The sequence below is a fragment of the Variovorax brevis genome, from assembly GCF_030317105.1.
Classification (GTDB): domain Bacteria; phylum Pseudomonadota; class Gammaproteobacteria; order Burkholderiales; family Burkholderiaceae_C; genus Variovorax; species Variovorax brevis.
The window spans coordinates 190387-213557 of record NZ_JASZYG010000004.1 but is presented as its reverse complement, the minus strand read 5'-3'; the positions used below and the strand labels follow the sequence as shown (position 1 = coordinate 213557).

General features: G+C 64.9%; 21 protein-coding genes. 13 read left to right on the top strand and 8 right to left on the bottom strand.

Annotation, left to right across the window (positions count from 1 at the left end; all coding sequences use genetic code 11):
- Positions 1-120 precede the first annotated feature (120 nt).
- The 8 genes from QTI66_RS13820 to QTI66_RS13785 all read left to right on the top strand — a co-directional run bounded on the left by QTI66_RS13820 (position 121) and on the right by QTI66_RS13785 (position 9063).
- Entirely contained in the window at positions 121-1104 is a 984-nt protein-coding gene (locus QTI66_RS13820; RefSeq protein WP_286560301.1) for an ABC transporter substrate-binding protein, read from the top strand.
- Positions 1105-1381: 277 nt separating this feature from the next.
- Complete coding sequence (locus QTI66_RS13815) at positions 1382-2422, top strand: HlyD family secretion protein (protein WP_286560300.1); 1041 nt, start codon at positions 1382-1384, stop codon at positions 2420-2422.
- On the top strand, positions 2419-4200 hold the full coding sequence (locus QTI66_RS13810) for an ATP-binding cassette domain-containing protein (protein ID WP_286560299.1): 1782 nt from the start codon (positions 2419-2421) through the stop codon (positions 4198-4200). Before QTI66_RS13815 ends, QTI66_RS13810 begins: the two co-directional genes overlap by 4 nt.
- Positions 4197-5408 carry an ABC transporter permease gene (locus tag QTI66_RS13805; protein WP_286560298.1) on the top strand — a complete coding sequence of 404 codons (1212 nt, stop codon included), beginning with the start codon at positions 4197-4199 and terminating at the stop codon, positions 5406-5408. The genes QTI66_RS13810 and QTI66_RS13805 overlap by 4 nt, the downstream gene beginning before the upstream one ends.
- Before the next feature lie 12 nt (positions 5409-5420).
- Positions 5421-6551 (top strand): ABC transporter permease, encoded by a 1131-nt coding sequence (locus QTI66_RS13800; protein WP_286560297.1) that lies wholly within the window; start codon positions 5421-5423, stop codon positions 6549-6551.
- Between the two features lie 14 nt (positions 6552-6565).
- Positions 6566-8104, top strand: coding sequence for an efflux transporter outer membrane subunit (locus tag QTI66_RS13795; RefSeq protein WP_286560296.1), 1539 nt, complete (start codon positions 6566-6568; stop codon positions 8102-8104).
- A gap of 138 nt (positions 8105-8242) precedes the next feature.
- Positions 8243-8737: a hypothetical protein gene (locus QTI66_RS13790; protein ID WP_286560295.1), complete on the top strand. Its 495-nt coding sequence runs from the start codon at positions 8243-8245 to the stop codon at positions 8735-8737.
- Positions 8738-8913: 176 nt separating this feature from the next.
- Positions 8914-9063, top strand: coding sequence for a hypothetical protein (locus tag QTI66_RS13785; protein ID WP_286560293.1), 150 nt, complete (start codon positions 8914-8916; stop codon positions 9061-9063).
- A gap of 23 nt (positions 9064-9086) precedes the next feature.
- Here the strand turns inward: QTI66_RS13785 and QTI66_RS13780 are convergent, their stop codons facing one another.
- Positions 9087-10316 carry a multidrug effflux MFS transporter gene (locus QTI66_RS13780; RefSeq protein ID WP_286560291.1) on the bottom strand — a complete coding sequence of 410 codons (1230 nt, stop codon included), beginning with the start codon at positions 10314-10316 and terminating at the stop codon, positions 9087-9089.
- 156 nt (positions 10317-10472) lie between these two features.
- Here QTI66_RS13780 and QTI66_RS13775 point away from each other — a divergent pair, with 156 nt between their 5' ends.
- Complete coding sequence (locus QTI66_RS13775; RefSeq protein ID WP_286560290.1) at positions 10473-10970, top strand: flavodoxin family protein; 498 nt, start codon at positions 10473-10475, stop codon at positions 10968-10970.
- A gap of 121 nt (positions 10971-11091) precedes the next feature.
- Here QTI66_RS13775 and QTI66_RS13770 read toward each other — a convergent pair whose 3' ends face one another.
- The 3 genes from QTI66_RS13770 to dnaG form a co-directional block, all read right to left on the bottom strand.
- Complete coding sequence (locus tag QTI66_RS13770) at positions 11092-11646, bottom strand: DedA family protein (RefSeq protein WP_286560288.1); 555 nt, start codon at positions 11644-11646, stop codon at positions 11092-11094.
- A gap of 135 nt (positions 11647-11781) precedes the next feature.
- Positions 11782-14121: an RNA polymerase sigma factor RpoD gene (gene rpoD / locus QTI66_RS13765; protein ID WP_286560287.1), complete on the bottom strand. Its 2340-nt coding sequence runs from the start codon at positions 14119-14121 to the stop codon at positions 11782-11784.
- Between the two features lie 340 nt (positions 14122-14461).
- A complete protein-coding gene (gene dnaG / locus QTI66_RS13760; RefSeq protein ID WP_286560286.1) occupies positions 14462-16432 on the bottom strand; it encodes a DNA primase in 1971 nt (656 codons plus the stop codon).
- 77 nt (positions 16433-16509) lie between these two features.
- Between dnaG and QTI66_RS13755 the strand changes: the two genes are divergently transcribed.
- Positions 16510-17418: a YihY/virulence factor BrkB family protein gene (locus tag QTI66_RS13755; protein ID WP_286560285.1), complete on the top strand. Its 909-nt coding sequence runs from the start codon at positions 16510-16512 to the stop codon at positions 17416-17418.
- Here QTI66_RS13755 and QTI66_RS13750 read toward each other — a convergent pair.
- Positions 17415-18173: a 3-hydroxyacyl-CoA dehydrogenase gene (locus QTI66_RS13750; RefSeq protein WP_286560281.1), complete on the bottom strand. Its 759-nt coding sequence runs from the start codon at positions 18171-18173 to the stop codon at positions 17415-17417. The two genes, QTI66_RS13755 and QTI66_RS13750, sit on opposite strands and share 4 nt — an antisense overlap.
- Positions 18174-18449: 276 nt before the next feature.
- The gene (locus QTI66_RS13745) at positions 18450-19007 is read right to left on the bottom strand and encodes a phasin family protein (RefSeq protein WP_286560279.1); all 558 of its coding nucleotides are present in this window, start codon (positions 19005-19007) and stop codon (positions 18450-18452) included.
- A gap of 240 nt (positions 19008-19247) precedes the next feature.
- Here QTI66_RS13745 and QTI66_RS13740 point away from each other — a divergent pair, with 240 nt between their 5' ends.
- Positions 19248-19694 (top strand): acyl-CoA thioesterase, encoded by a 447-nt coding sequence (locus QTI66_RS13740; RefSeq protein WP_286560277.1) that lies wholly within the window; start codon positions 19248-19250, stop codon positions 19692-19694.
- A gap of 61 nt (positions 19695-19755) precedes the next feature.
- Here QTI66_RS13740 and QTI66_RS13735 read toward each other — a convergent pair whose 3' ends face one another.
- Entirely contained in the window at positions 19756-20154 is a 399-nt protein-coding gene (locus QTI66_RS13735; RefSeq protein WP_286560276.1) for a hypothetical protein, read from the bottom strand.
- A gap of 42 nt (positions 20155-20196) precedes the next feature.
- Positions 20197-20418, bottom strand: a complete 222-nt coding sequence (locus tag QTI66_RS13730; RefSeq protein ID WP_286560273.1) for a CsbD family protein — start codon at positions 20416-20418, stop codon at positions 20197-20199.
- A 170-nt stretch (positions 20419-20588) separates the two neighbouring features.
- Here QTI66_RS13730 and pncB point away from each other — a divergent pair, with 170 nt between their 5' ends.
- Together pncB and QTI66_RS13720 are read left to right on the top strand one after the other, a co-directional pair.
- Positions 20589-21815: a nicotinate phosphoribosyltransferase gene (gene pncB / locus QTI66_RS13725; protein WP_286560271.1), complete on the top strand. Its 1227-nt coding sequence runs from the start codon at positions 20589-20591 to the stop codon at positions 21813-21815.
- A gap of 10 nt (positions 21816-21825) precedes the next feature.
- Entirely contained in the window at positions 21826-23163 is a 1338-nt protein-coding gene (locus tag QTI66_RS13720; protein WP_286560269.1) for a sodium:proton antiporter, read from the top strand.
- Positions 23164-23171: the final 8 nt, after the last annotated feature.

Genomic DNA, 23171 nt, shown 5'->3' with positions numbered 1-23171 from the left:
CTTGCGTGGTCCCACGATTGGCCGATGCCGGGATCCCCCCGGAAGAGGGGAGAAGGGCGCTGAAGCGGCAGGAAGCGGCGCAGAATCGGGCGTGCCCTGCCGACAACGAGGAGAACGCTGATGCGCAGCAGATTCTGGTGGCTCATTCCCGGCGCCTTGCTGCTGCTGGGCGCCAGCCTGCAGGCGCAGTCCCAGCCGAAGAAAGTCCCGCGGCTGGGATACCTTGCGGCGGTGTCGGCCAGCGCGGACGCGCCTCGCTTCAACGCTTTCCGGCAGGGCCTTCGCGAGCTTGGCTATATCGAAGGGCAGAACATCCAGATCGACTATCGCCACGAGAGCGGCGATTTGACCCGGCTGCCGCAACTGGCGAGCGAACTGGTGCAACTGGACATTGACGTGCTGGTGACCGTCACCACCAATGCCGCGCAGGCCGCCCGCAAGGCGACATCGACCGTCCCCATCGTGTTCATGGGCGTGACCGATCCCATCAGCACCGGCCTGGCGGAGAGCCTGGCACGGCCCGGCGGCAACGCGACGGGCATCACCAATGTGGCGGCCGTTCTCACGGGCAAGCGGCTGGAGATCCTGAAGCAGAGCAACCCGCGCATTACCCGTGTCGCGGTGCTGTGGGACCCGAAGGCGCCGGGCTCGATTCCGCAGTGGGAGGCGAGCCAGAAGCCGGCGGCCACCCTGGGGCTGGAGCTTTATTCAATGGAGGCGAGCAGCGCGGAGGGCTATGCGCAGGCCTTCAGGGACGCGGTCAAGGCGCGCGCCACGGCCGTGTGGGTCACGCTCAATCCGGTGGCCAACTCGAACCAGAAAAAGATCGCGGAACTGGCGATCGAGAGCCGCCTGCCTTCCATCTGCGCACGCGGCGACTATGCCGAAAACGGCTGCATGATGGCCTACGGCCCCGGCTATGGCAACGAAGGCAAGGACGGCGCCCGCTACGTCGATCGCATCCTCAAGGGCGCCAAGCCGGCTGACTTGCCCATCGAGCAGCCGACCAAGTTCGAGTTGGTCATCAACCTCAACACCGCCAACCGGATCGGCTTCACCATTCCGCGCTCGTTGCTGAGCCGGGCGGACAAGGTCATTCAATAGTTGGGCCGCACCCGGGCGATGCGCGCGATGGCCGCGTTTCTGTCACCTCAATACCAGCCGCAGTGCCAGCCATCCCGGTTTCGTCGTTGGCCTCGCGCATGAGTTCCCTGGCACGGGCCGCGTGACCGCCCAGGTGCGCGTCGTTGGCTCTGGCATCCCAATCGTTGCCCCGGCGTCCCGGGATGCGGCCGGTGGCCTGTTCACAAGGCGCTGAAATGGCCATCATTCGGGCCATCACATCCCTGCACACCTACATCGGGCCGTGGAGTCCATTTCGATGACCACCAAGAAACCCCTCATCGCCGGCGCCGTGCTCCTGCTGGCCGCCGCAGCCTTCGCCTTCTGGTACTTCGATCGCAAGCCGGCGGAAAGCAACACGCTGGTGCTCCATGGCAACGTCGACCTGCGCCAGGTGTCGCTCGCCTTCAACGAGAGCGAGCGCATTGAAAAACTCGACGTGCAGGAAGGCGATCACGTCAAGGCGGGGCAGATCCTGGGCGAACTCGACACGCGCAGCCTGCGCCTGCGGCTGGCGCAGCAGCAGGCGCAGATTCGGGTGCAGCAGCAGGCCTTGCAACGCCTGAAGGCCGGCAGCCGCTCCGAGGAGGTTGCACAGGCGCGTGCCCAGAGCGACGCAGCCGCCGCCGACGCCGCGCTGGCGCAGCAGCAACTCGATCGCCTGCAGTCCATCCGCCAGACCACGGCGGGCCGCGCGGTCAGCCAGCAAGACCTCGACAACGCACTGGCGCGCCGCAAGGTGGCGCAGGCCCAACTGGCAAGCGCACGCAAGGCGCAGGAACTGGTCGTGAGCGGTCCGCGCAAGGAGGACATCGCACAGGCACAGGCGCAGCTGGACGTGTCCGTTTCCGCCTTGGCCCTGCTCGAGCATCAGTTGGCACAGGCACACCTCAAGGCGCCGATCGACGCCGTGGTCCGCGCGCGACTGCTGGAGCCCGGCGACATGGCATCGCCGCAGCGGCCAGTGTTCACGCTGGCCATCACCGATCCCAAGTGGGTGCGTGCCTATGTGGCCGAGACCGACCTGGGCCGCATTCGCCCCGGCATGGCGGCCACGCTGAGCACCGACAGTCATCCGGGCGAGCCCATCGACGGCAAGATCGGTTTCATCTCCTCGGTGGCGGAGTTCACGCCCAAGACGGTGCAGACCGAAGAGCTGCGCAGCAGCCTGGTCTACGAAGTGCGCGTGCTGGCGCAGGACACACAAGACCGGCTCCGCCTGGGCATGCCGGCGACGGTGCGCATTCCCCTCGATGCGCGCACCAGCACATCCACCGCGAGCGCAGGAGCCAAGCCATGACCTTGGCCGAAAGGCCGGCACTCGTCGCGCAGGGCCTGCACAAGTCCTTTGCGATCAAGGGGCGCGCCACGCCCAACCGCGCGCTCGAAGACGTGTCGCTCACGGTGCCTGCCGGAGCGCTGACGGCCTTCGTGGGGCCGGACGGCTCGGGCAAGACGACCCTGCTGCGGCTGGCCGCCGGCCTGCTGCGCGCGGACGCCGGATCGCTGCAAGTGCTGGGCATCGACGTCGCCTTGCACCCGCAGGCCGTGCAGGACCGCATCAGCTACATGCCCCAGCGCTTCGGCCTGTACGAAGACCTGAGCGTTCAGGAAAACCTGGACCTCTATTCCGACCTGCACGGCGTGTCGCACGACGAGCGCAGACAGCGCTACGCACGCCTGCTGGAGATGACCGACCTGGGCCGCTTCACGCAACGGCTCGCCGGCAAGCTCTCGGGCGGCATGAAGCAGAAGCTCGGCCTCGCCTGCACGCTGGTGCGCTCGCCCCAGTTGCTGCTGCTGGACGAACCCACCGTGGGCGTCGATCCGCTGTCGCGCCGCGAGCTCTGGGAGATCGTGCAGCAATTGGTCGAAGACGAGCGGCTCAGCGTCATCGTCAGCACGGCCTACCTGGATGAGGCGGAACGCTGTGCGCAAGTCTTCGTGATGCGCGAGGCGAAACTGATCGCCGCCGGCGCGCCGGGGGAGATTCGCGACCACGCGCGGGACCTGTGCTTTGTTGCGAAGCCGACGCAGGGCACGCACGCGCGCACCCTGCAGGCGCGCTTGCTGGACAACCCGGCGCTGGTCATCGATGCGGTTCCGCAGGGCGGCGAGGTGCGCTTCATCCAACGCCCGCAAGCGGACCTGCAGCGAATCGCTTCCCTGCTCGACGGCGCGCCCGTCGAAGCGGTTCCTGCGCGGCTGGAAGACGGGTTCATGGTGCTGCTGCGCTCACAGCAAGCGGACACTGCGGCGGCCAAGGCAGCGCCCGACGCGGTGAACACGGCGGCCCCGGCAACGAGCAACGAGGTCGTCATCGAAGTGAAGGACCTCGTTCGTCGGTTCGACGAATTTGTCGCCGTCGCCAGCACCAGTTTCGATGTGCGGCGCGGGGAGATCTTCGGGCTGCTGGGGCCCAACGGCGCGGGCAAGACCACCACCTTTCGCATGCTGTGCGGCCTGCTGCCCGCGAGCAGTGGCTTCCTGCAGGTGGCAGGCGTCAACCTGCGCCACGCACGGGCGCAGGCACGCGCGAAGATCGGCTACGTGTCGCAGAAATTCGCGCTCTACGGCAACCTCACGGTGGCCGAGAACCTGTCCTTCTTCGGCGGCGCCTATGGCCTGCGCGGTGAGCGCCTGCGCCAACGCACCGAGGCCGTGGTGCGCGAGTTCGAACTCGGCGGGCAGCAAGACGCTGCCAGCGGCCAGTTGCCGGGCGGCTTCAAGCAGCGCCTGGCCATGGCCACCGGCTTGCTGCATGAGCCGGAGATCCTGTTCCTTGACGAGCCCACCAGCGGCACCGATGCGCTGGCGCGCCGCGAGTTCTGGCGGCGCATCACCGCACTGGCGGCAGGCGGCGTCACGATCGTCATCACCACGCATTTCATGGAAGAGGCCGAGTACTGCGACCGCATCGTGATCCAGGATGCCGGCAAGCTGCTGGCCATCGGCACGCCGCAGGAAGTGCGCGCGCATGCCGCCAGCACGCCGGGCCAACGCCTGAACATGGAAGATGCCTTCATCGGCATCGTGATGCAGGCGCGCGAGCGTTCCGCCGAAAGGGCCACCGCATGACGACGCTCGAGGAAGCAGCCCCAAGGCGCGAAGCCGTCGAAACGGGTGTCGTCAAGGCCGCCCCGCCACGCTGGCAAGGCGGCTCGCGCCTGGTCGCGCTCACGCGCAAGGAAACGCGGCAATTGTTGCGCGACCCGAGCAGCCTCGCCATCGGCATCCTGCTGCCGATCATCCTGATCCTCATCTTCGGCTACGGGCTCTCGCTGGACGTCAAGAACGCGCCGATGGCCGTGGTGATGGAAGACAGTTCGCCGACCGCCATGCAAGCGGTGTCGGGCCTGCAACTCACGCCCTACATTTCCCCCGTGATGCTGGCCTCCATGAAAGAGGCCGAAGCCTTGCTGCGCGAACACAAGATCGACGGCATCGTGCGCGTGCCCGGCGATTTCTCGAGCCGGCTCGCCGCGTCGAATGCCCGCATCCAGGTGATCGTGAATGGTGCCGATGCGGCCAAGGCCTCCATCATCCTGCGCTATGCCGGCGCCGCGCTCGCACAGAACGCGGCGCGACAGGTGGACATGGCGGGCACGGCACGGGGCGCGCCCGCCGCCTCGGGCATCGGCGCGGTGACCATCGACGAGCGCATGTGGTTCAACAGCGCCAACACCAGCACCTGGTATCTGGTGCCGGGGCTCATCGTGCTCATCATGACGCTGGTGGGCGCCTTTCTCACGGCGCTGGTCATGGCGCGCGAATGGGAACGCGGCACGCTGGAGGCGCTGTTCGTCACGCCGGTGCGGCCGGTGGAGATCCTGGTCGCCAAGATCATTCCCTACTTCGGCATCGGCATGGCCGGGCTGGGGCTGTGCCTGCTGGCCTCGCACTTCCTGTTCGCGGTGCCGATGGTCGGGTCGCTGGTGATGGTGGTGTTTGCCTCCATGCTCTACCTCATCGTCGCGGTGGGCGTGGGCCTGGTGATTTCGTCCGTCACGCGCAACCAGTTCCTGGCGAGCCAGATCGCGCTGGTCGCGACCTTCCTGCCGTCGCTCATGTTGTCGGGCTTCCTGTTCGACCTGCGCAATGTGCCGACGGTCGTGCGCATCGTCGGGCAGGCGTTGCCGGCCACCTACTTCATGGAGTTGATCCGTACGCTCTTCCTGGCGGGAGACATCTGGCCGCTGGTGATCCGCAACTGCGCGATCCTGGCGGTGTATGCGGTGGCGCTGTTGTCGCTTGCGCGCTTCGTCACGCGCAAGCGTCTGGACTGAGGAGACGCTGCCATGGAATCGAGCTTCATCGCCTTCGTTCACCGCGTCATCAACCTGTGCCGCAAGGAGTTGCTGGCCGTCCTGAAAGACCCGGCCTCGCGCGTCATCCTGATCGTGCCCGCGATCATGCAAAGCCTGCTCTTCGGTTACGCAGCCACCTATGACCTGAGCCGCATCGACTACGCATTGCTGGACCAGAGCCACAGCGCCGCTTCCACGGCGCTCGTGGCCAGGCTCGATGGCACGGGCGTCTTTCACCGGGCCGCCAGCCTGCGGACGCAGGCCGACATTGCCGACCCCATCGATTCAGGCCGGGCGCTGGTGGTGATCGGCATCGGATCGCGCTTCGAGCAACAGTTGGAAGCCGGCCAGAACGCGTCGATCCAGGTCATCGTGGATGCGCGCAACTCCAACACGGCGGGATCGGCGCTGGGCTATGTGTCGCAGGTGGTGACGGCCTTCAACGACGAGTGGCGCGAGCGGCACGGCGGCGGGCGCCCGCCCGTCACCGTCGAATCGCGCGCCTGGTACAACCCGAACCTCACCACGCGATGGAACTTCATGCCGGGCATGATCGCCGCGCTGAGCATGATCCAGACGCTGCTGCTCACGGCCCTGTCCGTGGCACGCGAGCGGGAGCAGGGCACCTTCGACCAGTTGCTGGTCACGCCGCTCTCGCCCACCGAGATCATGATCGGCAAGGCCATTCCGCCGGTGTTGATCGGGCTGGTGCAATCCACGCTCGTGCTGCTCGTCACGGCGCTTTGGTTCCGCGTGCCGATGGCCGGATCGCTCGTCACGCTCTACGCGGGGCTGGTCTTCTTCACGGTGGCGAGCGTGGGCATTGGCCTGTCGATTTCGGCGGTGTCGGCCAACATGCAGCAGGCCATGCTCTACACCTTCGTGCTCATCATGCCGATGATGCTGTTGTCGGGGCTGACCACGCCCGTGAGCAACATGCCCGCGGCCCTGCAATTCGCCACGCTGGCGAACCCGCTGCGCTTTGCCATCGACCTGGTGCAGCGCGTGTACCTGGAAGGCGTCGGCATGGCCACGGTGTGGCCCAACCTGATTCCGCTCGTCGTCATCGCGGCCATCACGCTTCCGCTGGCGGCATGGCTCTTTCGCAATCGCCTCGTCTGAACGGGGACGCTGTCATGAAACTCCATTCGAAATTCACTCCGGTGTGGCTTGCGCTGCAGGTTGCGGCCATCTTGGCGCTCGCCGGTTGTGCCGTCGGGCCCGACTTCAAGCCTGCGGTGCCCGAGGCGCCTGCCGACTTCTCGGCATGGCATGGCGGTTCGCCGGAGCTTGTCGACGCGCAGCGCGCCTTGGCGAAGCCCGGCGCAACGCCCTTTGGCTGGAGCATCTTCGGCGACCCGGTGCTCATCCGGCTGGAAGAACGCGCGCTGGCCGCCAACAGCGATGTGCAAGCCGCCGCGCTGCGCTTTGCACAAAGCCGTGTGCAGGGCAGCATCGTGCGTTCGCAGCGCCTGCCGCAAGTCAATGCCAGCGGCTCGGTGTCGCGCGTACGCGAGAGCGAGGACGGCGACATCACCCGCATCCTGGGCGCCTTGAACCCGGCCAATCGTGACCAGATCATCAAGATCCTCGCCGATCCGCACGACCTCTACCAGGCCGGCTTCGACGCATCGTGGGAGGTGGACCTGTGGGGCCGCGTGGGCCGCGCGATGGAAGCCGCGGATGCGAACGCCGTGGCGTCGCAGGCGATGCTCGCGCAAGTGCAGCTGAGCGTGCAGGCCGAACTGGCGCGCCGCTACTTCGACCTGCGCTCGCTGCAGCGGCAGATCCGCATCGCACGCTCGGACATCGAGGCGGGCCAGGAAACGCGCGACCTGGTGCAGGCACGCGCCAACGGTGGGCTCACCACCGACCTCGACGTGGTGCGACAGGATGCACAGCTGGCAGACGTGCGCGCCAAGGTGCCGCAATTGCTCATGCAGGAGGCGCAAGCCGCGAACGCGATCACGCTGCTCGCGGGCGAGCGACCCGGTGCGCTGGCCGCCGAACTCGCGGCGCAGCCCGACGCGCCGGTGGCGGCCCTGCCGGATCTCTCGATGGGCCTTCCGTCCGAAGTGGCGCTGCGCCGCCCCGACATCCAGAGCGCAGAAGCGCAACTTCACGCCGCGACGGCCGACATCGGCGTGGCGGTGGCCGACCTGTATCCGCGCATCACCATCGGCGCCAACTTCGGCTTCCTGTCGGTCACGGACAGTGCGTTCGCCGAATGGGGCAGCCGGCAGTGGTCCATTGGTCCGAGCCTGCAATTGCCGATCTTCGACGGCGGCCGCCGCCGTGCCACGGTGACGCTGCGCAAGCTTCAGCAGCAACAGGCGGCCGTGGCGTATCAGCAGACTGTGCTCAAGGCCTGGCAGGAAATCGACGATGCCATGAACGCCTATGCGGCAGAGAGCCAGCGCAACGCGGAACTCGCCCGCAGGGAGCGCAGCAGCCGCGATGCCTTGCTGCTGGCCCGCGTGCGCTATGAAAGCGGCCTCACGGACTTCCTGGTGCAACTCGATGCGCAGCGCAACCTGCTGCAGGCGCAACGTGACTACGCCGAAAGCACCGGCCGTCTCGCGACGGGGCTGGTGTCGATCTCCAAGGCCCTGGCCTTGCCGGCGCCGCTGGTGTCGCAGGCGGTTCAGGTGGGGTCGGCGCCGAACCAGGACTAACAGCCTGCTAAAGAGCCTGCAGGTCAAGAACCGGGACGCGCAGGCAACACGTGGATGCGCTCGAGAAATAAGCTCTGGACACCTTGAAGGCGGTATGAATGCCGCCCGCTGTCCAACCCGTTTCCCTGGAAGCCATCCATGAACTTTCAAACAGGCCTCGCGACCGCTTTCGTCATCGCTGCCCTTGCCGTGCTCAACGGCTGCGCCAGCAGCGGCATGGGCGGCGGCGACATCGTGCAAAAGGGCAAGCCGGCACAGCCGGTGCTTTTCAGCTGGCAAAGCCGCGATGGGTCCATCGACGGCACCATGACCGCCACCACGCCCGACAGCACGTTCCAGGGCCGCTTCACGCAGGTGACGCGGCAAACCGTGACCGAGTCGCTCGCGCCGATGTGGGACCCCTGGCCGATGGCATGGTCCGACTGGCCCTACGAGGGCTGGGGCGTGGGCGGATTCGACGTCGTGCAGTTCGGCACCGTCTACAGCGGCAAGGTGATCGCCAACCTGAAAGACCCGACGGGTCGTGCCATGCGCTGCCGGCTGCAACTGGCGCAGCCCGAAATGGGCATGAAGGGCGGCGGCAGCGGCGAGTGCCAGATTGCGGGCAGTCCCGCCTTCAATGCGACCTTTTGAAGGCGCATCGTTCTTGAGCCTGCACCCCATGCAGGCTCGATCGGGTCAGCGTACAAGCCCGTCCGGTGCGACAGGTCGGTGAGACGCTGCGCCTGGCGGCGGCAATCCCCGCGGAGTTCCGTCCCTTCAGGCGCCGCAACGACCACCCCCATGAGCCATTGCACGGAGATCACCTCATGCCACTCAAGGAAATATTCACCATCGTCGCACTCAGCGTGAGCGTGCTGTGCATGCAGTCGCTGATCATGATCGCGGTCATGCTCACGATGGACGCCGACGCGCTGTTGCGCCGGTCGAAGGTGCCGCGGCGCGACGCTGCCGGCTGATCCACCCACCGCGGGACAGCGCACTACAAAGCGTGCTCGCGCCCAAGCTCCGGCCAGCGATGTCGCAACCACCACCATGCGACGAGCCCGACACCCATCATGGCGGCGGAGGTCAGCGCCATGGCGATGGTCGAATGCATGACCAGGGGCGCCACCACACCCGCAACCACCGCGTTCGCCACCGCGCCGATCACCGCCTGAAGCGATGAGGCCATGCCGCGGCGCTCGGGGTGCAGGTCCAGCACCAGCAGCGTGATGACGGGCACCATCAGCGCCCAGCCGAACGCAAAGATGCCGATGGGCCATAGCGCCCAACCCACATGCGCCGTGAAGAGCGCGTTGGCCACCACGTTGACGATGGAGGTCAGCAGCATGATGAGAAAGCCGTCGCGGATCTGGCGCTTGGGCTTCACGTTGCCTGCCTTGCGTCCGCTCAGCCACGCGCCGGCCATGATGCCGCCGATGGTCAGGATGAAGAACCAGAAGAACTGCGTGGGCGCCAGCCCCAGATGGTCGCCCAGGAAGGCCGGTGCCGCGAGCACGTAGAGGAACATGCCGTTGAAGGGCACGCCGCTGGCCAGCGCGAGCAGCAGGAAGCGCGGGTCGGAGCACAGGTCCCAATAACCGCGCAGCAGATGGCCCGGGTTGAAGGGTTGCTTGTGGTCGTCATGCAGCGTCTCGGGCAGCAGCCTGTAGTTGGCCACGAACAGCACCACGCCCACGCCCACGAGGAACCAGAAGATGCTGTGCCAGCCCGCGTGCACGAAGAGAAAGCCGCCGATGATCGGCGCGATGGCCGGCGCAACGCCAAAGTAGATGGTGACTTGGCTCATCACCTTCTGCGCTTCGGCCGGCGGGAACATGTCGCGGATCACCGCGCGCGAGACGACGATGCCGGCGCCGGTCGACAGGCCCTGCAAGGCCCGGAACAAGACGAGTTGCCCGATCGTCTGAGACAGCGCGCAGCCCAGCGATGCGACCGTGAACACCGCCAGGCCCCACAGCACCACCGGCCGCCGCCCGAAGCTGTCCGACAGCGCGCCGTGGAACAGGTTCATGAAGGCGTAGCCGAAGAGGTAGGCCGACAGCGTCTGCTGCATCTCGACTGGTGTGGCACCGATCGAGCGCGCGATGCCCGAGAAGGCCGGGATGTAGGTGTCGATGGAGAACGGCCCCAGCATGCCGAGCACCGCCAGCAACACGGCCAGTGCCCAGCGCGGTGCGGACCAGATCTTCGCGGCGTCAGGATTCATGGTGTCGTTCTTGTTGTTCAGACCACGGAGGGCGCTGAAGTGATCGAGCTGGGATCCGCATTGTCAAGCAATGCCTGCCTGCCGCGCGCCGCGGGGTTGTTGCAGCGTGCATGAGCGCTCGCTCGCTCGTCGCCGCGCAGCGCTATGCTGCCCGCCATGAACCCCCGCACGCTTTTGATCGTCTATCACTCGATGACTGGCGGCACCGAGCAGATGGCACAAGCTGCCGCGCAAGGTGCCAGCGACGAGGCGGGCGTGCGCGTGCGCCTGCTTCGCGCACACGAGGCACAACCCGATGACGTGTTGGGGGCCGACGGCTACATCTTCGCCACGCCGGAGAACCTCGCGTCGATGGCCGGCTTGATGAAGGACTTTTTCGACCGCTGCTACTACGCCGCGCTCGATCGCCTCAATGGCCGCCCGTACGCAGCCTTGATCTGCGCCGGCAGCGATGGCCAGAACGCCGCGCGCCAACTGGAGCGCATCGCCACCGGCTGGCGACTCAAGTCCGTGGCGCCTACCTTGATCGTCTGCACGCACGCGCAAACGCCGGAAGCGATCCTGCGGCCCAAGCAGATCGGCGCCGACGACCTGGCGCGCTGCCGGGAGATGGGCGAGGCACTGGCGGCGGGACTGGCGCTGGGGGTGTACTGAGCCTCCGCTGACATGGTCCCTGTCGGGCGGTTCCGGTGCCCTCGGCTCGCACCGCTGCTCAGCACCATTTTGAAGTTCCCTGCCAACGCGGAATGCGCCCCATCGTCCCGGACGACTCACGTCAGCGCCGCATGCGCCACTGCCGCAGCAGTGCCACGATCAGCGCCAGCGCGAGGGCGCCAAAGATGATCAGGTGTTCGTGATATCTCACCTGACCCACAAGGCCGTGGACGACACCGGCGACTTCGACCCCGAACGTCGCCACCACGGTGGCCCACAACACCGCCGCCAACGCATCCAGCCCCACGAACACGGCTGCGGACATCGTGCCCATGCCCAGCGCCGCCGGCATCACGATGCGAAAGCCCCAGGCGAAGCGCATCAGGAACACCGTGGCGACCGGATGCCGTTCGATGAAACCGCTCACGCGCTCCAGGTGTGCCGCCAGCGACGGCCGCGCCGCCAACCATTCCTTGCCCTTGCGACGCCCCACATGAAAGTAGAACTGGTCGGCGGCAAAGGCCGCCAGCGCCCCGCAGGCGACCAGCGGCAGCATCGACAAAACGCCCTGATGCACCGCATAAGCCCCCAGCATCAGGATCGTCTCTCCCTCGAACAGCCCGATGAAGAACACGGCGTAGTAGCCATAGTCGGCGAGCAGTTGGTGGGGGTGCATGTGTTCTTTGTTCTTGTCTGGCGGCGGAACAGATGCGCGATGGTAGATGGACGCACAAGAAAAAGCGCCCGGCACCCATGAATGGGCGGCCGGGCGCTTGGTGGTCTTGTTGCCGGCATTGCGCCGGCTCCAGGCTTACAGCGTATCGATGAACGAACGCAGCTTGTCCGAACGGCTCGGGTGCTTGAGCTTGCGCAGAGCCTTCGCTTCGATCTGGCGAATGCGTTCGCGCGTCACGTCGAACTGCTTGCCGACTTCTTCCAGCGTGTGGTCGGTCGACATTTCGATGCCGAAGCGCATGCGCAGCACCTTGGCTTCGCGCGGCGTGAGCGAGTCGAGGATGTCCTTGACCACGTCGCGCAGGCCCGCCTGCATCGCAGCCTCGATGGGCGCGGTGTTGGCACTGTCCTCGATGAAATCGCCCAAGTGCGAATCGTCGTCGTCGCCGATCGGCGTTTCCATGGAGATCGGCTCCTTGGCGATCTTCATGATCTTGCGGATCTTGTCTTCCGGGATCTCCATCTTCGCGGCCAGGATGCCGGCGTCCGGCTCGAAGCCGAATTCCTGCAAATGCTGGCGCGAGATGCGGTTCATCTTGTTGATCGTCTCGATCATGTGCACCGGGATGCGGATGGTGCGCGCCTGGTCGGCGATCGAGCGGGTGATGGCCTGGCGGATCCACCACGTGGCGTAGGTCGAGAACTTGTAGCCGCGACGGTATTCGAACTTGTCCACCGCCTTCATCAGGCCGATGTTGCCTTCCTGGATCAGGTCGAGGAACTGCAGGCCGCGGTTGGTGTACTTCTTGGCGATGGAGATCACGAGGCGCAGGTTCGCCTCGATCATTTCCTTCTTGGCGTCGCGCGAGGACGATTCGCCCTCGTTCATGCGCTTGTTGATGTCCTTGAGCTCGGTCAGCGGCACCACCACGCGCGACTGGATGTCGGCGAGCTTTTGCTGCAGTTCCTGGATCGGGGGGATGTTGCGTTGCATCACCACGCTCCACGGCTTGCCGGCAGCGGCCTGCTTTTCGACCCACTTGAGGTTCAGCAAGTTCGACGCGATGCGTTGGCCGTTCTTGTCGAAGCCGCTGAAGTCGCGGATGAACTCTTCCTGCGGGAAGCCGCACTTGTCCACGATGATGCGGCGCAGCTCGCGCTCCTTCTTGCGAACGTCGTCGACCTGCGTGCGCACCATGTCGCACAGCTTTTCGATGGTGCGCGCGGTGAAGCGGATGGTCATCAGCTCTTCGCTGAGGGCCTTCTGCGTCTTGTGGTACGAGGGCGTGCCGTAGCCTTCCTTGTCGTAGATCTTGTGGATCTTCTCGAACATCTCGGCCATGCGGTCGAAGCGGGTGAGGGCGTCGCGCTTGAGTTCTTCCAGCTTCTTTGTGAGTGCCTTGGAGCCACCGTTGCCGTCGTCGTCGTCTTCGGCGTCGAACTCGTCGAAGTCTTCTTCGGCCACGTAGTCGTCGGCTTCGTTCGGGTTGGAGAAGCCGTCGACCACGGTCGAGATCACGACCTTGCCGTCACGGATTTCATTGCCCAGGCGCAGGATCTCGGCGATGGTGGCGGGCGAAGCCGAAATGGCTTCCATCATGGCCATCAGGCCGCCTTCGATGCGCTTGGCGATTTCGATTTCGCCTTCGCGCGTCAGCAGCTCGACCGTGCCCATTTCGCGCATGTACATGCGCACGGGGTCGGTGGTGCGGCCGAATTCGCTGTCCACGGTGGACAGGGCGGCTTCGGCTTCTTCTTCGGCTTCTTCAACGGTCGCGGCGGTGGGCGCGACGTTGTTCTGGAACAGCGTTTCGGCGTCCGGCGTTTGCTCGTACACCGCCACGCCCATGTCGTTGAGCATGGATACGACGACTTCCATCGTTTCGGCGTCGACCAGCTTGTCGGGCAAGTGGTCGGAGATTTCGCCTTGCGTGAGGTAGCCGCGGGTCTTGCCCAGCGTGATGAGAGTCTTCAGGCGCGAGCGGCGCTTGGCCAGGTCTTCTTCGGAGAGGACCGTTTCGTCCAGGCCGAATTCCTTCATCAAGGCGCGTTCCTTCGCCTTGCTGATCTTCATGCGAAGCGGCTTGACCTTTTCGGTGGTCTCCGCCGCTGCCGGTTCACCGGCGAGGTCGTCCTCGATGTCCGACAGGTCGATGTCGGCCGTCGGTGCTTCGGCCGCCGCCTTGGGCTTGCGGCCGCGCTTGGCGCCCGTGGTGGTGGTGGCGGTCGTGCCGGCAGCCTTGGGCGGGCGACCCGGCTTCTTGGCGGGAGCGGCGGTGACGGCAGTTGCCTTGTCGGCAACTTTTTTCAGTTCGGCGGAGGTGGGGGCTTTGGTGGTCAAGGGTTTCGCTTTCGTTGCGGCAGTCGCTTTGGGCGCTGACGCACCAGTCTTCGTTGCCGGCATCGAGGCAACTCTGGACGGTTTATCGGCGACGGTTTTCGTGGCAGAAACGGCAGGCTTCTTTGAACTGGGCATACAACCTCGAACAACAAGAATGAACAAGCGGAATCACGGCGCCACTCACCCGGCGCGGGCATACGGAGGGGTCAGGGGAACGAAATCCCCAGCACACGATCCATCGGCAAGATGTCGGGCGAACATTTGGTGTGCAGTCCTTGCGGTAATTTGGCCCTTATCCCGTTTTGGGAGTGCATTGCGCTATGGGGGCCGGCCCGGAGGTGCTGCTGTCGCTCTTGCCTGGTATCAGTTTCGTGAGGGTTATCACCACTCACGAAGCCTTACATTATAGCGCGATGCGGCTTTTTCAAGCCGGGTTTCTACGCTATTTCAGGCTGCCTGTGGCGTTGCGGGACCGCTAAAGGCTGGCGTGAAGCTCTTTTTTTCGCGCTTGCAGAGCGCGGTAGCGCTCAGGCGCCTCGGGGTCCTTGCCGAAAACGTTGGCGGTTGCCGTCAGTTGGGCGTCGATGTGCTCGATCAGCATGCGGTTGAGCACGTCCTTGAGTTCGATGGCCGTGTCCGCAAGCGCTTGCTCCTGCGGGTCTTCGCTCATGTCGCCAACCGGCGCGCCGTCAGGGCCGGTCATCAACCGCAGCGACAAGGCCTCGAAAGCCTGCCCGCGCAGCCCTTCGCGCAAGGCCGCCCAGGGGATGACGCCATGCTCGTGAAATTGCGCATCGAGCCAGCGGAACAACTCCCCGATCTCGCCCGCCTGGTCGCACAACACGTTGTGCAGTTCGTGCGACAGACCGTCCCAGGGCGCCATGTTCGACAGCAGGAGCCGTGCGGCCACCTCCGGGCGTGATGGCGGCTTGACGCGGCCGGCCGCGGGGCGATAGGGCGCTGCCTTCTTGTCGAAGCGCTTGTTGAAGCGCTTCTTGAAGGGGCGTTGTTCGCCGTCGCGGTTCGGGCTGTACTCCCCGCCACCCCAAGAGGGTTCGCTCTGCCCGTAGCCCTCGCCGTATTCCGGCACGTACTCCCACTCGTCGTGGCGTGCGTTCGGAGCTTGGGCGGACCGCGGCGGCGCTGCGGCGGGCGCCCACAGGTCCGACAGTTCCTGCGCGCTCAACTGCACGAGGGTGGCGATCTCGCCCAGCAATTGGCGCTTGAGGGCGCCTTCGGGCAGCGCACTCCACATCGGCCGCACGTTGCTGCTGAGGTGGGCGCGGCCCTCCGCGCTGCCCAGATCCAGGCCGTCGCGCGCCACTTCGAGCATGAAGCGGCTGAGCGGCGTGGCCTCGGTCACGAAGCGGGCAAAGGCGTCGGCACCGTACTCGCGAATGAAGCTGTCGGGGTCGTGCTCGGCCGGCAGGAAGAGGAACTTGACGCTTCGCACGTCGCTCGCGTAGGGCAGGGCGCCATCCAGCGCCTTGCGCGCCGCCCGCCGGCCCGCGGCGTCGCCGTCGAAGCTGAAGACCACGGAATCGGTGAAGCGGAAGAGCTTCTGGACGTGTTCCGTGGTGCAGGCGGTGCCCAGCGTGGCGACGGCGTTGGGAAAGCCCAACTGCGCCAGCGCCACCACGTCCATGTAGCCTTCGGTGACCAGCGCGTAGCCTTTTTCGCGCAGGGCGGCCCGGGCCTCGAACAGGCCGTAGAGCTCGCGGCCCTTGCTGAACACGGGCGTTTCGGGCGAATTGAGGTACTTGGGCTTCTCGTCGCCCAACACCCGGCCCCCAAAGCCGATGCATTCGCCCTTGACGTTGCGAATGGGGAACATGACCCGGTCGCGGAAGCGGTCGTAGCGCTTGTCTTCGCCTTCCTCGCCGGTGATGACCAGGCCGCTTTCGACCAGCAGCGGGTCGTCGTACTGCGGGAAGACGCTGGCCAGCGCGCGCCAGCCCTCGGGCGCGTAGCCCAGGCCGAACTGCCGCGCAATCTCGCCGGACACGCCGCGGCCCTTGAAGTACTCCACGGCGCGGTCGGAGTCTTTCAGGTGCTTGCGGTAGGCGTCGCCCGCCTTTTCGAGCACGTCGGACAGCGTGGCCTGCTTCTGGCGTTGCTGGGCGGCGCGCGCGCGGTCTTCCGGCGAGCCGTGCTCGTCGGGCACTTCCAGGCCGTATTGGCCGGCCAGGTCGTGCACCGCCTCGACAAAACCCATGCCGCCGTGCTCCATCAGGAAGCCGATGGCGTTGCCGTGCACGCCGCAGCCGAAGCAGTGATAGAACTGCTTGGTCGGGCTCACCGAGAACGAGGGCGACTTTTCCCCGTGGAATGGGCACAGGCCCATGTAGTTGGCGCCGGCCTTTTTCAGCGGCACGTAGCGGCCGACGATCTCGACCACGTCGGCGCGGGCGATCAGTTCCTGGATGAAAGAGGCGGGGATGGTCATGGGGGAGCGGCCAAATCATACGCAAGCGACCAAGACCCGTCGCCGGCGGGCATACTCGCGCGCATGGAACTGGACGCATGAACCGAAGGCCGCCATTCCTTGTCGCCGTTCGACATCCCCTGCGCTTCTTGTGGGATGCGGTCAAGGGCTTCCGGGAGAACCAGGGCCTGCTGCTGGCAGGCGCGGTTGCGTACTACGCGCTGCTGTCGGTGGTGCCGCTCATCATCCTGAGCGTGTTTGCGATGTCGCGTTTCATCGAGCAGTCCGAGTTGCTGGCGACGGTGGGTCGCTACCTGGAATGGCTGCTGCCGGGCCAGTCCAGGGCGCTGGTGCAGGAACTGTCGAACTTCCTGACGCACCGCGACGTCCTTGGGCCGGTGCTGTTGATCACGATGATCTTCTTCAGCTCGCTGGCCTTCACGGTCCTGGAAAGCGCAATGTCGGTGATTTTTCATCACCGCAAGGCCGCGCGTTCGCGTCACTTCCTCATCTCGGCCGTGATGCCCTACATCTACATGCTTTGCCTGTGCGTGGGGCTGCTGCTGGTCACGCTGGTGGCCGGCGCGCTGCAGGTCATCGGTCAGGAAAGCGTGGAATTGCTGGGGCGCACGTGGTCGCTCTCGGGGGTTTCCGGCTTTCTGCTCTACATGCTGGGCCTGGGCGGGGAGATATTCATGCTGACCTCGCTCTACATGGTGATGCCCGTGGGTCGCCTGTCGTTGAGCCACGCGCTGATCGGCGGGGTGACGGCCACCTTGCTTTGGGAACTGACACGCCGCGTGCTGATCTGGTACTTTTCGACGCTGTCGCAAGTGAGCGTCGTCTATGGCTCGTTCACCACCGCCATCGTGGTGCTGCTGAGCCTGGAGATCGCCGCGACGCTGGTGCTCTTTGGCGCGCAGGTGATTGCGCAATACGAGCGGCTCGAGCGCAACGCCCCGTGGAGCGAAGCGTTCGACGGGAACGGCACGGATCGCGAGCTTTAGCGCGGCGCCATGCGGATGGCACCGTCCAGGCGAATCACTTCACCGTTGAGCATGTCGTTCTCGATGATGTGTTGCGCCAGTTTGGCGTAGTCCTGCGGCGTGCCCAGGCGCGAAGGGAAGGGCACGCTGGCGGCCAGTGCGTCCTGCACTTCCTGCGGCATGCCGAAGAGCATGGGCGTGCCGAAGATGCCCGGGGCAATGGTCATGTTGCGGATCCCGCTGCGCGCCAGATCGCGGGCAATGGGCAGCGTCATGCCGACCACGCCGCCCTTGGAGGCGCTGTAGGCCGCTTGGCCGATCTGGCCGTCGTACGCGGCAACGGAGGCGGTCGAGATGATCACGCCGCGTTCGCCCGTCGATTCGGGTTCGTTCTTCGCCATGGCGTCGGCGGCCAGGCGGATCATGTTGAAGGTGCCCAGCAGGTTGACCGTGATGGTCTTGCTGAAGATGCCCAGCGCGTGCGGGCCGTTCTTGCCCACCGTCTTTTCCGCAGGCGCGACGCCGGCGCAGTTGACCAGCCCCATGAGCTTGCCGAGCTTCAGTGCGGCCTGGACCACGGCTTGGCCGTCGGCTTCCTGGCTCACGTCGCATTTGACGAACACGCCGTCAATTTCGCGGGCGACCGCTTCGCCCTTGTCGACCTGCATGTCGGCAACGACCACCTTGCCGCCCTGGGCCGCCAGCATGCGTGCCGTGCCTTCGCCCAGTCCGGATGCTCCGCCTGTGACGATAAAAACCTTGCCTTCAATCTGCATTCGATATCTCCTGATGGTTCGCCGCGCATTATCGCGGGGGAGTTTGCTCCTTCCCCTTCGGGGGAAGGTTGGGATGGGGGCATGCAGCCTGTGCACCTGGACATTGCCACATCGAGGGCCGCTTGCCCCCACCCCGGCCCTCCCCCGTGAGGGGAGGGAGAAGGGCGGGCCGGACATAAAAAAAGGCCTCACCTGAGGGTGAGGCCTGAATTGGATCCGGAGGGACCCAAGGAGACAACTTGTCTTTATGTCGCCGGTCGAGCCGGCAGTATGGGATTAACGCTTGCGCGAAGCCGTTTGAGCGGTGCTCTTGGCAGCGTTCACAGCGGTGGTCGACACAGCGTTGAAGTTGGCTTCAGCGACGTCCGAAGCTTGCTTGACAGCCTTCTGGACCGATTCGAAAGCGTTGTTGGCAGCAGCCACGGCGCTTTTGAGCACGGCAACGGCGGTTTCCGAACCAGCAGGCGCGTTCTTCGAAGCGCTGTCGATCAGGCCGACGATGGCTTGCTGCGTTTCAGCAGCCTTGGCTTCGAAAGCCTTGCCGAATTCAGCGCCGGTGGCTTGGGCGATTTCATACAGGTGACGGCTGTAAGCAGCGGTCTTTTCAGCCAGGGGCTGATACAGGCCAGCTTGCAGCGCGAGCAGTTCCTGCACGTCCTTGACGCTCAGGACGGCTTGGGCGGTGCTGGCGGCTTCGGTCAGGGCGGCCTTGGAAGCGGTCACGTTCAGTTCGACGATCTTCTCGACGCCTTCGAAAGCCTTGGTCGTCAGACCGAACAGCGTTTCGATGTTGGCTTTTTGTGCAGAGATGATTTGGTCAGCGGTCAGGGCCATGTGGTTGCTCCAGTAGGTAGAAACAGGTTGAGGGCACTGCGCCGACTTGTCTTGTTGCGGTGCAGCATGGGATGAAGTATCAAACATGCGACGCTCGAGAGCAATACTTTTTTTGTGCAACGCAGCAATTTAGGGAGCGCTTTCTAAAACCGGCCGTTATTTGGATTTTTCCGGCTGCCTGTGCCGCTTGCCGCGTCCGGGACATCGAGGGCCCGAACCCCGCTGGCAGAATCGCCCGCCATGAGTGCCGCCCGCCCCACGCCCAACCACCGCAGCAGCTACCGCGAATTCCGGACCATCCCCACACGGTGGGCCGACAACGACATCTATGGCCACGTCAACAACGTCGTCTACTACAGCTGGTTCGACACGGCGGTCAATTCGCTGTTGATTGAAAGGGGCGCGCTGGATATCCACAAAGGCAAGACCATCGGATTCGTGGTCGAAACCCAATGCACCTACTTCACCCCGCTGGCCTATCCCCAGACGGTCGAGGCGGGAATCCGGGTTTCCCAAGCCGGGCGGTCCAGTGTTCGCTATGAGATCGGCCTGTTCGCGCAGGGCGAAGAAACGGCCGCCGCGCAAGGCCACTTCATGCACGTCTACGTGGATCGCGCGACGCAGCGGCCCGTCGCCGCATTGCCGGCTGCGCTGAAGCACGTGGTCGATCGCTTGCGGGTGGATTGAGCGCCCCATGAAAAACGGCGCCTCCCGGCGCCGTTCCCTTTGAATCGACCTTGAAGGTCAATTACATCTTCATGGCCTTCACATCGGCCTTGCCCTTGGCTTCGTCAGCCTTGGCCTGCTTCACGCAAGCGCTCTTGGCATCACCCTTCTGATCGTCGCACTTTTCCTTGGCGACCTCATAGGTCTGTTCGACCTTGGTTTCTGCGGCCTTGCGGGCGTGTGCGGCGGTCGGCTTGTATTGCTGTTCCAGCTCAGCCTTGGCGACCTTTTCCTTGGCTTCGGCTTCCTTCTTGCAGACGTCCTTGGCGTTGTCCTTCATCGCATCGCAACCCGCCTTGTCGACCTTGTAGTCGGCTTCGATCTTGGTCTTGGCGACGTCGTATTCGTCCTTGGTCATGGCACTGGCTTGGCCGGCAACGAAACAGGTGGCGACGGCGAGCATAAGGAGATGTTTTTTCATGATTTGGTCCTCTCGAGAAAATGAAATGGGATGGTGGAACGATCAGCTGCGTTCGAAGAAAGCGTCAGGATTGCGGCCTTCCCAATCCTTGACCTGCTTTTCGGCTTCGTCGCGGCTGATGCCGTGGCGTTCCTGAATGCGGCCCAACAGTTGGTCGCGTTTGCCGGCGATGACGTCGAAGTCATCGTCGGTCAGCTTGCCCCACTGCTCCTTGACCTTGCCCTTTAGTTGCTTCCAGTTGCCTTCGACGGTGTCCTTGTTCATCAGGATCTCCTTCCAGTGAGTTGATCGGCGACAGCGAACTGCCGGCGTGAAGACACTGTAGGTTTGACCCACGTGCTGCACCGGTAGGACTCACAGGGAAGGGACCGTAGGCAAGTGCTGACGCCCACCGTGATAATCGAACGCACGCCCAAGAGAGACTGCGCGCCAAAATGATCATTCAAAGCCTGCTGGACACCGACCTCTACAAGTTCACGATGATGCAGGTGGTGCTGCACCACTTTCCAGGGGCGCGGGTCGAATACCGCTTCAAGTGCCGGAACTCAGGGGTCGACCTGGCGCAGTTCGCAGGGCAGATCCGCGACGAGGTCCGCAGCCTTTGCTCGCTGACCTTCAAGGATCCCGAGCTTGCGTACCTGCGCTCGATGCGCTTCATCAAGAGCGACTTCGTCGATTTCCTGGGGCTTTTCCAGCTCAACGAGAAGTACATCAACATCATTCCCCGGCCCAATGGCGAGCTGGAAATCCGCATCGAAGGGCCGTGGCTCTACACGATCCTCTTCGAGATCCCGGTGCTGGCCATCGTCAACGAGGTGTACTTCCGCAACACGCAGCCCAACCCCGACCTGACGCAAGGCCGTCAGCGGCTCGAGCAGAAGATCGGGCAACTCAAGGCCGATGGCCTGATGGACCTGAAGATCGCCGATTACGGAACGCGTCGGCGCTTTTCCAAGTCATGGCACGAGGAAGTGCTGCGCACGCTCATCGGCTCGCTCGGCGCCGTGTCGCCGCCCACGCACGCGCCGACGACCAAGCAATTCGGCGCACGCCCGCCCCAGTTCGCGGGCACCAGCAACGTGCTGTTCGCGATGAAGCAGGGCGTGATTCCGTTGGGCACGATGGCGCACGAATACCTGCAGGCCTGCCAGGCGCTCGGCCCGCGCTTGCGCGACAGCCAGGTCTTCGGCTTCGAGATGTGGGCCAAGGAATACCGCGGCGACCTGGGCATCGCCTTGTCCGACGTGTACGGCATGTCGGCCTTCCTGCGCGACTTCGACCTGTTTTTCTGCAAGCTGTTCGATGGCGCACGCCACGACAGCGGCGACCCTTTCCAGTGGGGCGAGCGCATGATTGCGCACTACGTGGCCAACCGCGTCGATCCGCGCACCAAGACGCTGATTTTCAGCGACGCGCTCACGGTGCCGCGCACCATCGAGCTCTACCAGCAGTTCCGCGGCCGCTGCCAATTGGCTTTCGGCATTGGCACCAACCTCACGAACGACCTGGGCTACGAGCCGCTGCAGATCGTCATCAAGATGGTCCGCTGCAACGACCAGCCGGTGGCCAAGCTGTCGGACACGCCTTCCAAGAACATGTGCGACGACGAGCGATATCTCGCCTACCTGCGCCAGGTTTTCGAAATTGCCCAGCCGGCCTGAGCAGCGGTAGATGGACGGCGCTTCGCTTTCTCCCCTCTGGGGCGTGCCCTTTGCTGGCCTGCTCCTGTCGATTGCGCTCGGGCCGCTCCTGGCGCCGGGCTTTTGGCACCACCACTACGGCAAGGTCACGGCGGCGTGGGCGCTGGCTTTCGTCCTCCCGTTTGCGCTGCTTCTCGGGGCGGGGGAGGCGACGCATGAAGTGGGCCACGCGCTCGTGGCCGAATACATCCCTTTCATCATCTTGCTCGCGGCGCTGTTCGCGGTGGCAGGGGGGATCTTCGTTCGCGGCAACCTGCACGGCAGCGCGGGGCTCAACACGGGCTTGCTGGCCATCGGTGCCGTGCTGGCGTCCTTGATGGGCACGACCGGCGCGTCGATGCTGCTGATCCGCCCCCTGATCCGTGCCAACGACAACCGCAAGCATCGCGTGCACGTGGTGGTGTTCTTCATCTTCATCGTGTCGAACGTGGGCGGATCGCTCACGCCGCTGGGGGATCCGCCGCTGTTCCTTGGCTTCCTCAAAGGCGTCGAGTTTTTCTGGACGGCGAAGAACATCCTGCCCGAGACGCTTTTCATCGTGGGCGCGCTGCTGGCGATCTTCTGGTTGATGGATCGCCACTACTTCAGCAAGGATGAGGTGCTTCCTGTCGATCCGACGCCGGACACGGGGCGACTGGGCTTCGATGGCGCCGTGAATTTCGTCCTGCTCGCGGTGGTGGTGGGCCTGGTGCTGCTCAGCGGCATCTGGAAATCGCCCGTGGTGTTCGACGTGTGGGGCGTGCCCGTGGGTTTGCCGGGGCTGGTGCGCGACGTCGGGTTGGTGGTGGTGATCTTCGTCTCGCTGTGGATCACGCCGGAGCGGGTGCACGCGGCCAACCATTTCAACTGGGCGCCAATGGCGGAAGTGGCCAAGCTGTTCGCGGGCATCTTCCTGACGATCGTGCCCGTCATCGCGATGCTCAAGGCCGGCGTGGACGGGCCCTTTGGCGTCGTCGTGCGCGCCGTCACGCGGCCCGATGGCGCGCCCGATCCGGCCATGTATTTCTGGGCAACGGGTGTCCTCAGTTCCTTTTTGGACAACGCGCCGACCTACCTCGTGTTCTTCAACACGGCCGGCGGCGATGCGCAGGCGCTCATGACAAGGTACGCCGACACGCTGGCCGCCATTTCGGCGGGCGCGGTGTTCATGGGCGCCAACACCTACATCGGCAATGCGCCCAACCTCATGGTCAAGGCCATTGCGGAGAGTCGCAAAATCAGCATGCCGAGCTTCTTCGGCTACATGATGTGGTCGGGCGCCATTCTGGTGCCGCTCTTCATCATCCAGACCTTCCTGTTCTTTCGATAGCAAGCAAG

Coding starts and splice junctions, on each gene's coding strand:
- QTI66_RS13820 (WP_286560301.1), top strand. CDS start 121: ATGCGCAGCAGATTCTGGTGGCTCATTCCCGGCGCCTTGCTGCTGCTG.
- QTI66_RS13815 (WP_286560300.1), top strand. CDS start 1,382: ATGACCACCAAGAAACCCCTCATCGCCGGCGCCGTGCTCCTGCTGGCC.
- QTI66_RS13810 (WP_286560299.1), top strand. CDS start 2,419: ATGACCTTGGCCGAAAGGCCGGCACTCGTCGCGCAGGGCCTGCACAAG.
- QTI66_RS13805 (WP_286560298.1), top strand. CDS start 4,197: ATGACGACGCTCGAGGAAGCAGCCCCAAGGCGCGAAGCCGTCGAAACG.
- QTI66_RS13800 (WP_286560297.1), top strand. CDS start 5,421: ATGGAATCGAGCTTCATCGCCTTCGTTCACCGCGTCATCAACCTGTGC.
- QTI66_RS13795 (WP_286560296.1), top strand. CDS start 6,566: ATGAAACTCCATTCGAAATTCACTCCGGTGTGGCTTGCGCTGCAGGTT.
- QTI66_RS13790 (WP_286560295.1), top strand. CDS start 8,243: ATGAACTTTCAAACAGGCCTCGCGACCGCTTTCGTCATCGCTGCCCTT.
- QTI66_RS13785 (WP_286560293.1), top strand. CDS start 8,914: ATGCCACTCAAGGAAATATTCACCATCGTCGCACTCAGCGTGAGCGTG.
- QTI66_RS13780 (WP_286560291.1), bottom strand. CDS start 10,316: ATGAATCCTGACGCCGCGAAGATCTGGTCCGCACCGCGCTGGGCACTG.
- QTI66_RS13775 (WP_286560290.1), top strand. CDS start 10,473: ATGAACCCCCGCACGCTTTTGATCGTCTATCACTCGATGACTGGCGGC.
- QTI66_RS13770 (WP_286560288.1), bottom strand. CDS start 11,646: ATGCACCCCCACCAACTGCTCGCCGACTATGGCTACTACGCCGTGTTC.
- rpoD (WP_286560287.1), bottom strand. CDS start 14,121: ATGCCCAGTTCAAAGAAGCCTGCCGTTTCTGCCACGAAAACCGTCGCC.
- dnaG (WP_286560286.1), bottom strand. CDS start 16,432: ATGACCATCCCCGCCTCTTTCATCCAGGAACTGATCGCCCGCGCCGAC.
- QTI66_RS13755 (WP_286560285.1), top strand. CDS start 16,510: ATGAACCGAAGGCCGCCATTCCTTGTCGCCGTTCGACATCCCCTGCGC.
- QTI66_RS13750 (WP_286560281.1), bottom strand. CDS start 18,173: ATGCAGATTGAAGGCAAGGTTTTTATCGTCACAGGCGGAGCATCCGGA.
- QTI66_RS13745 (WP_286560279.1), bottom strand. CDS start 19,007: ATGGCCCTGACCGCTGACCAAATCATCTCTGCACAAAAAGCCAACATC.
- QTI66_RS13740 (WP_286560277.1), top strand. CDS start 19,248: ATGAGTGCCGCCCGCCCCACGCCCAACCACCGCAGCAGCTACCGCGAA.
- QTI66_RS13735 (WP_286560276.1), bottom strand. CDS start 20,154: ATGAAAAAACATCTCCTTATGCTCGCCGTCGCCACCTGTTTCGTTGCC.
- QTI66_RS13730 (WP_286560273.1), bottom strand. CDS start 20,418: ATGAACAAGGACACCGTCGAAGGCAACTGGAAGCAACTAAAGGGCAAG.
- pncB (WP_286560271.1), top strand. CDS start 20,589: ATGATCATTCAAAGCCTGCTGGACACCGACCTCTACAAGTTCACGATG.
- QTI66_RS13720 (WP_286560269.1), top strand. CDS start 21,826: ATGGACGGCGCTTCGCTTTCTCCCCTCTGGGGCGTGCCCTTTGCTGGC.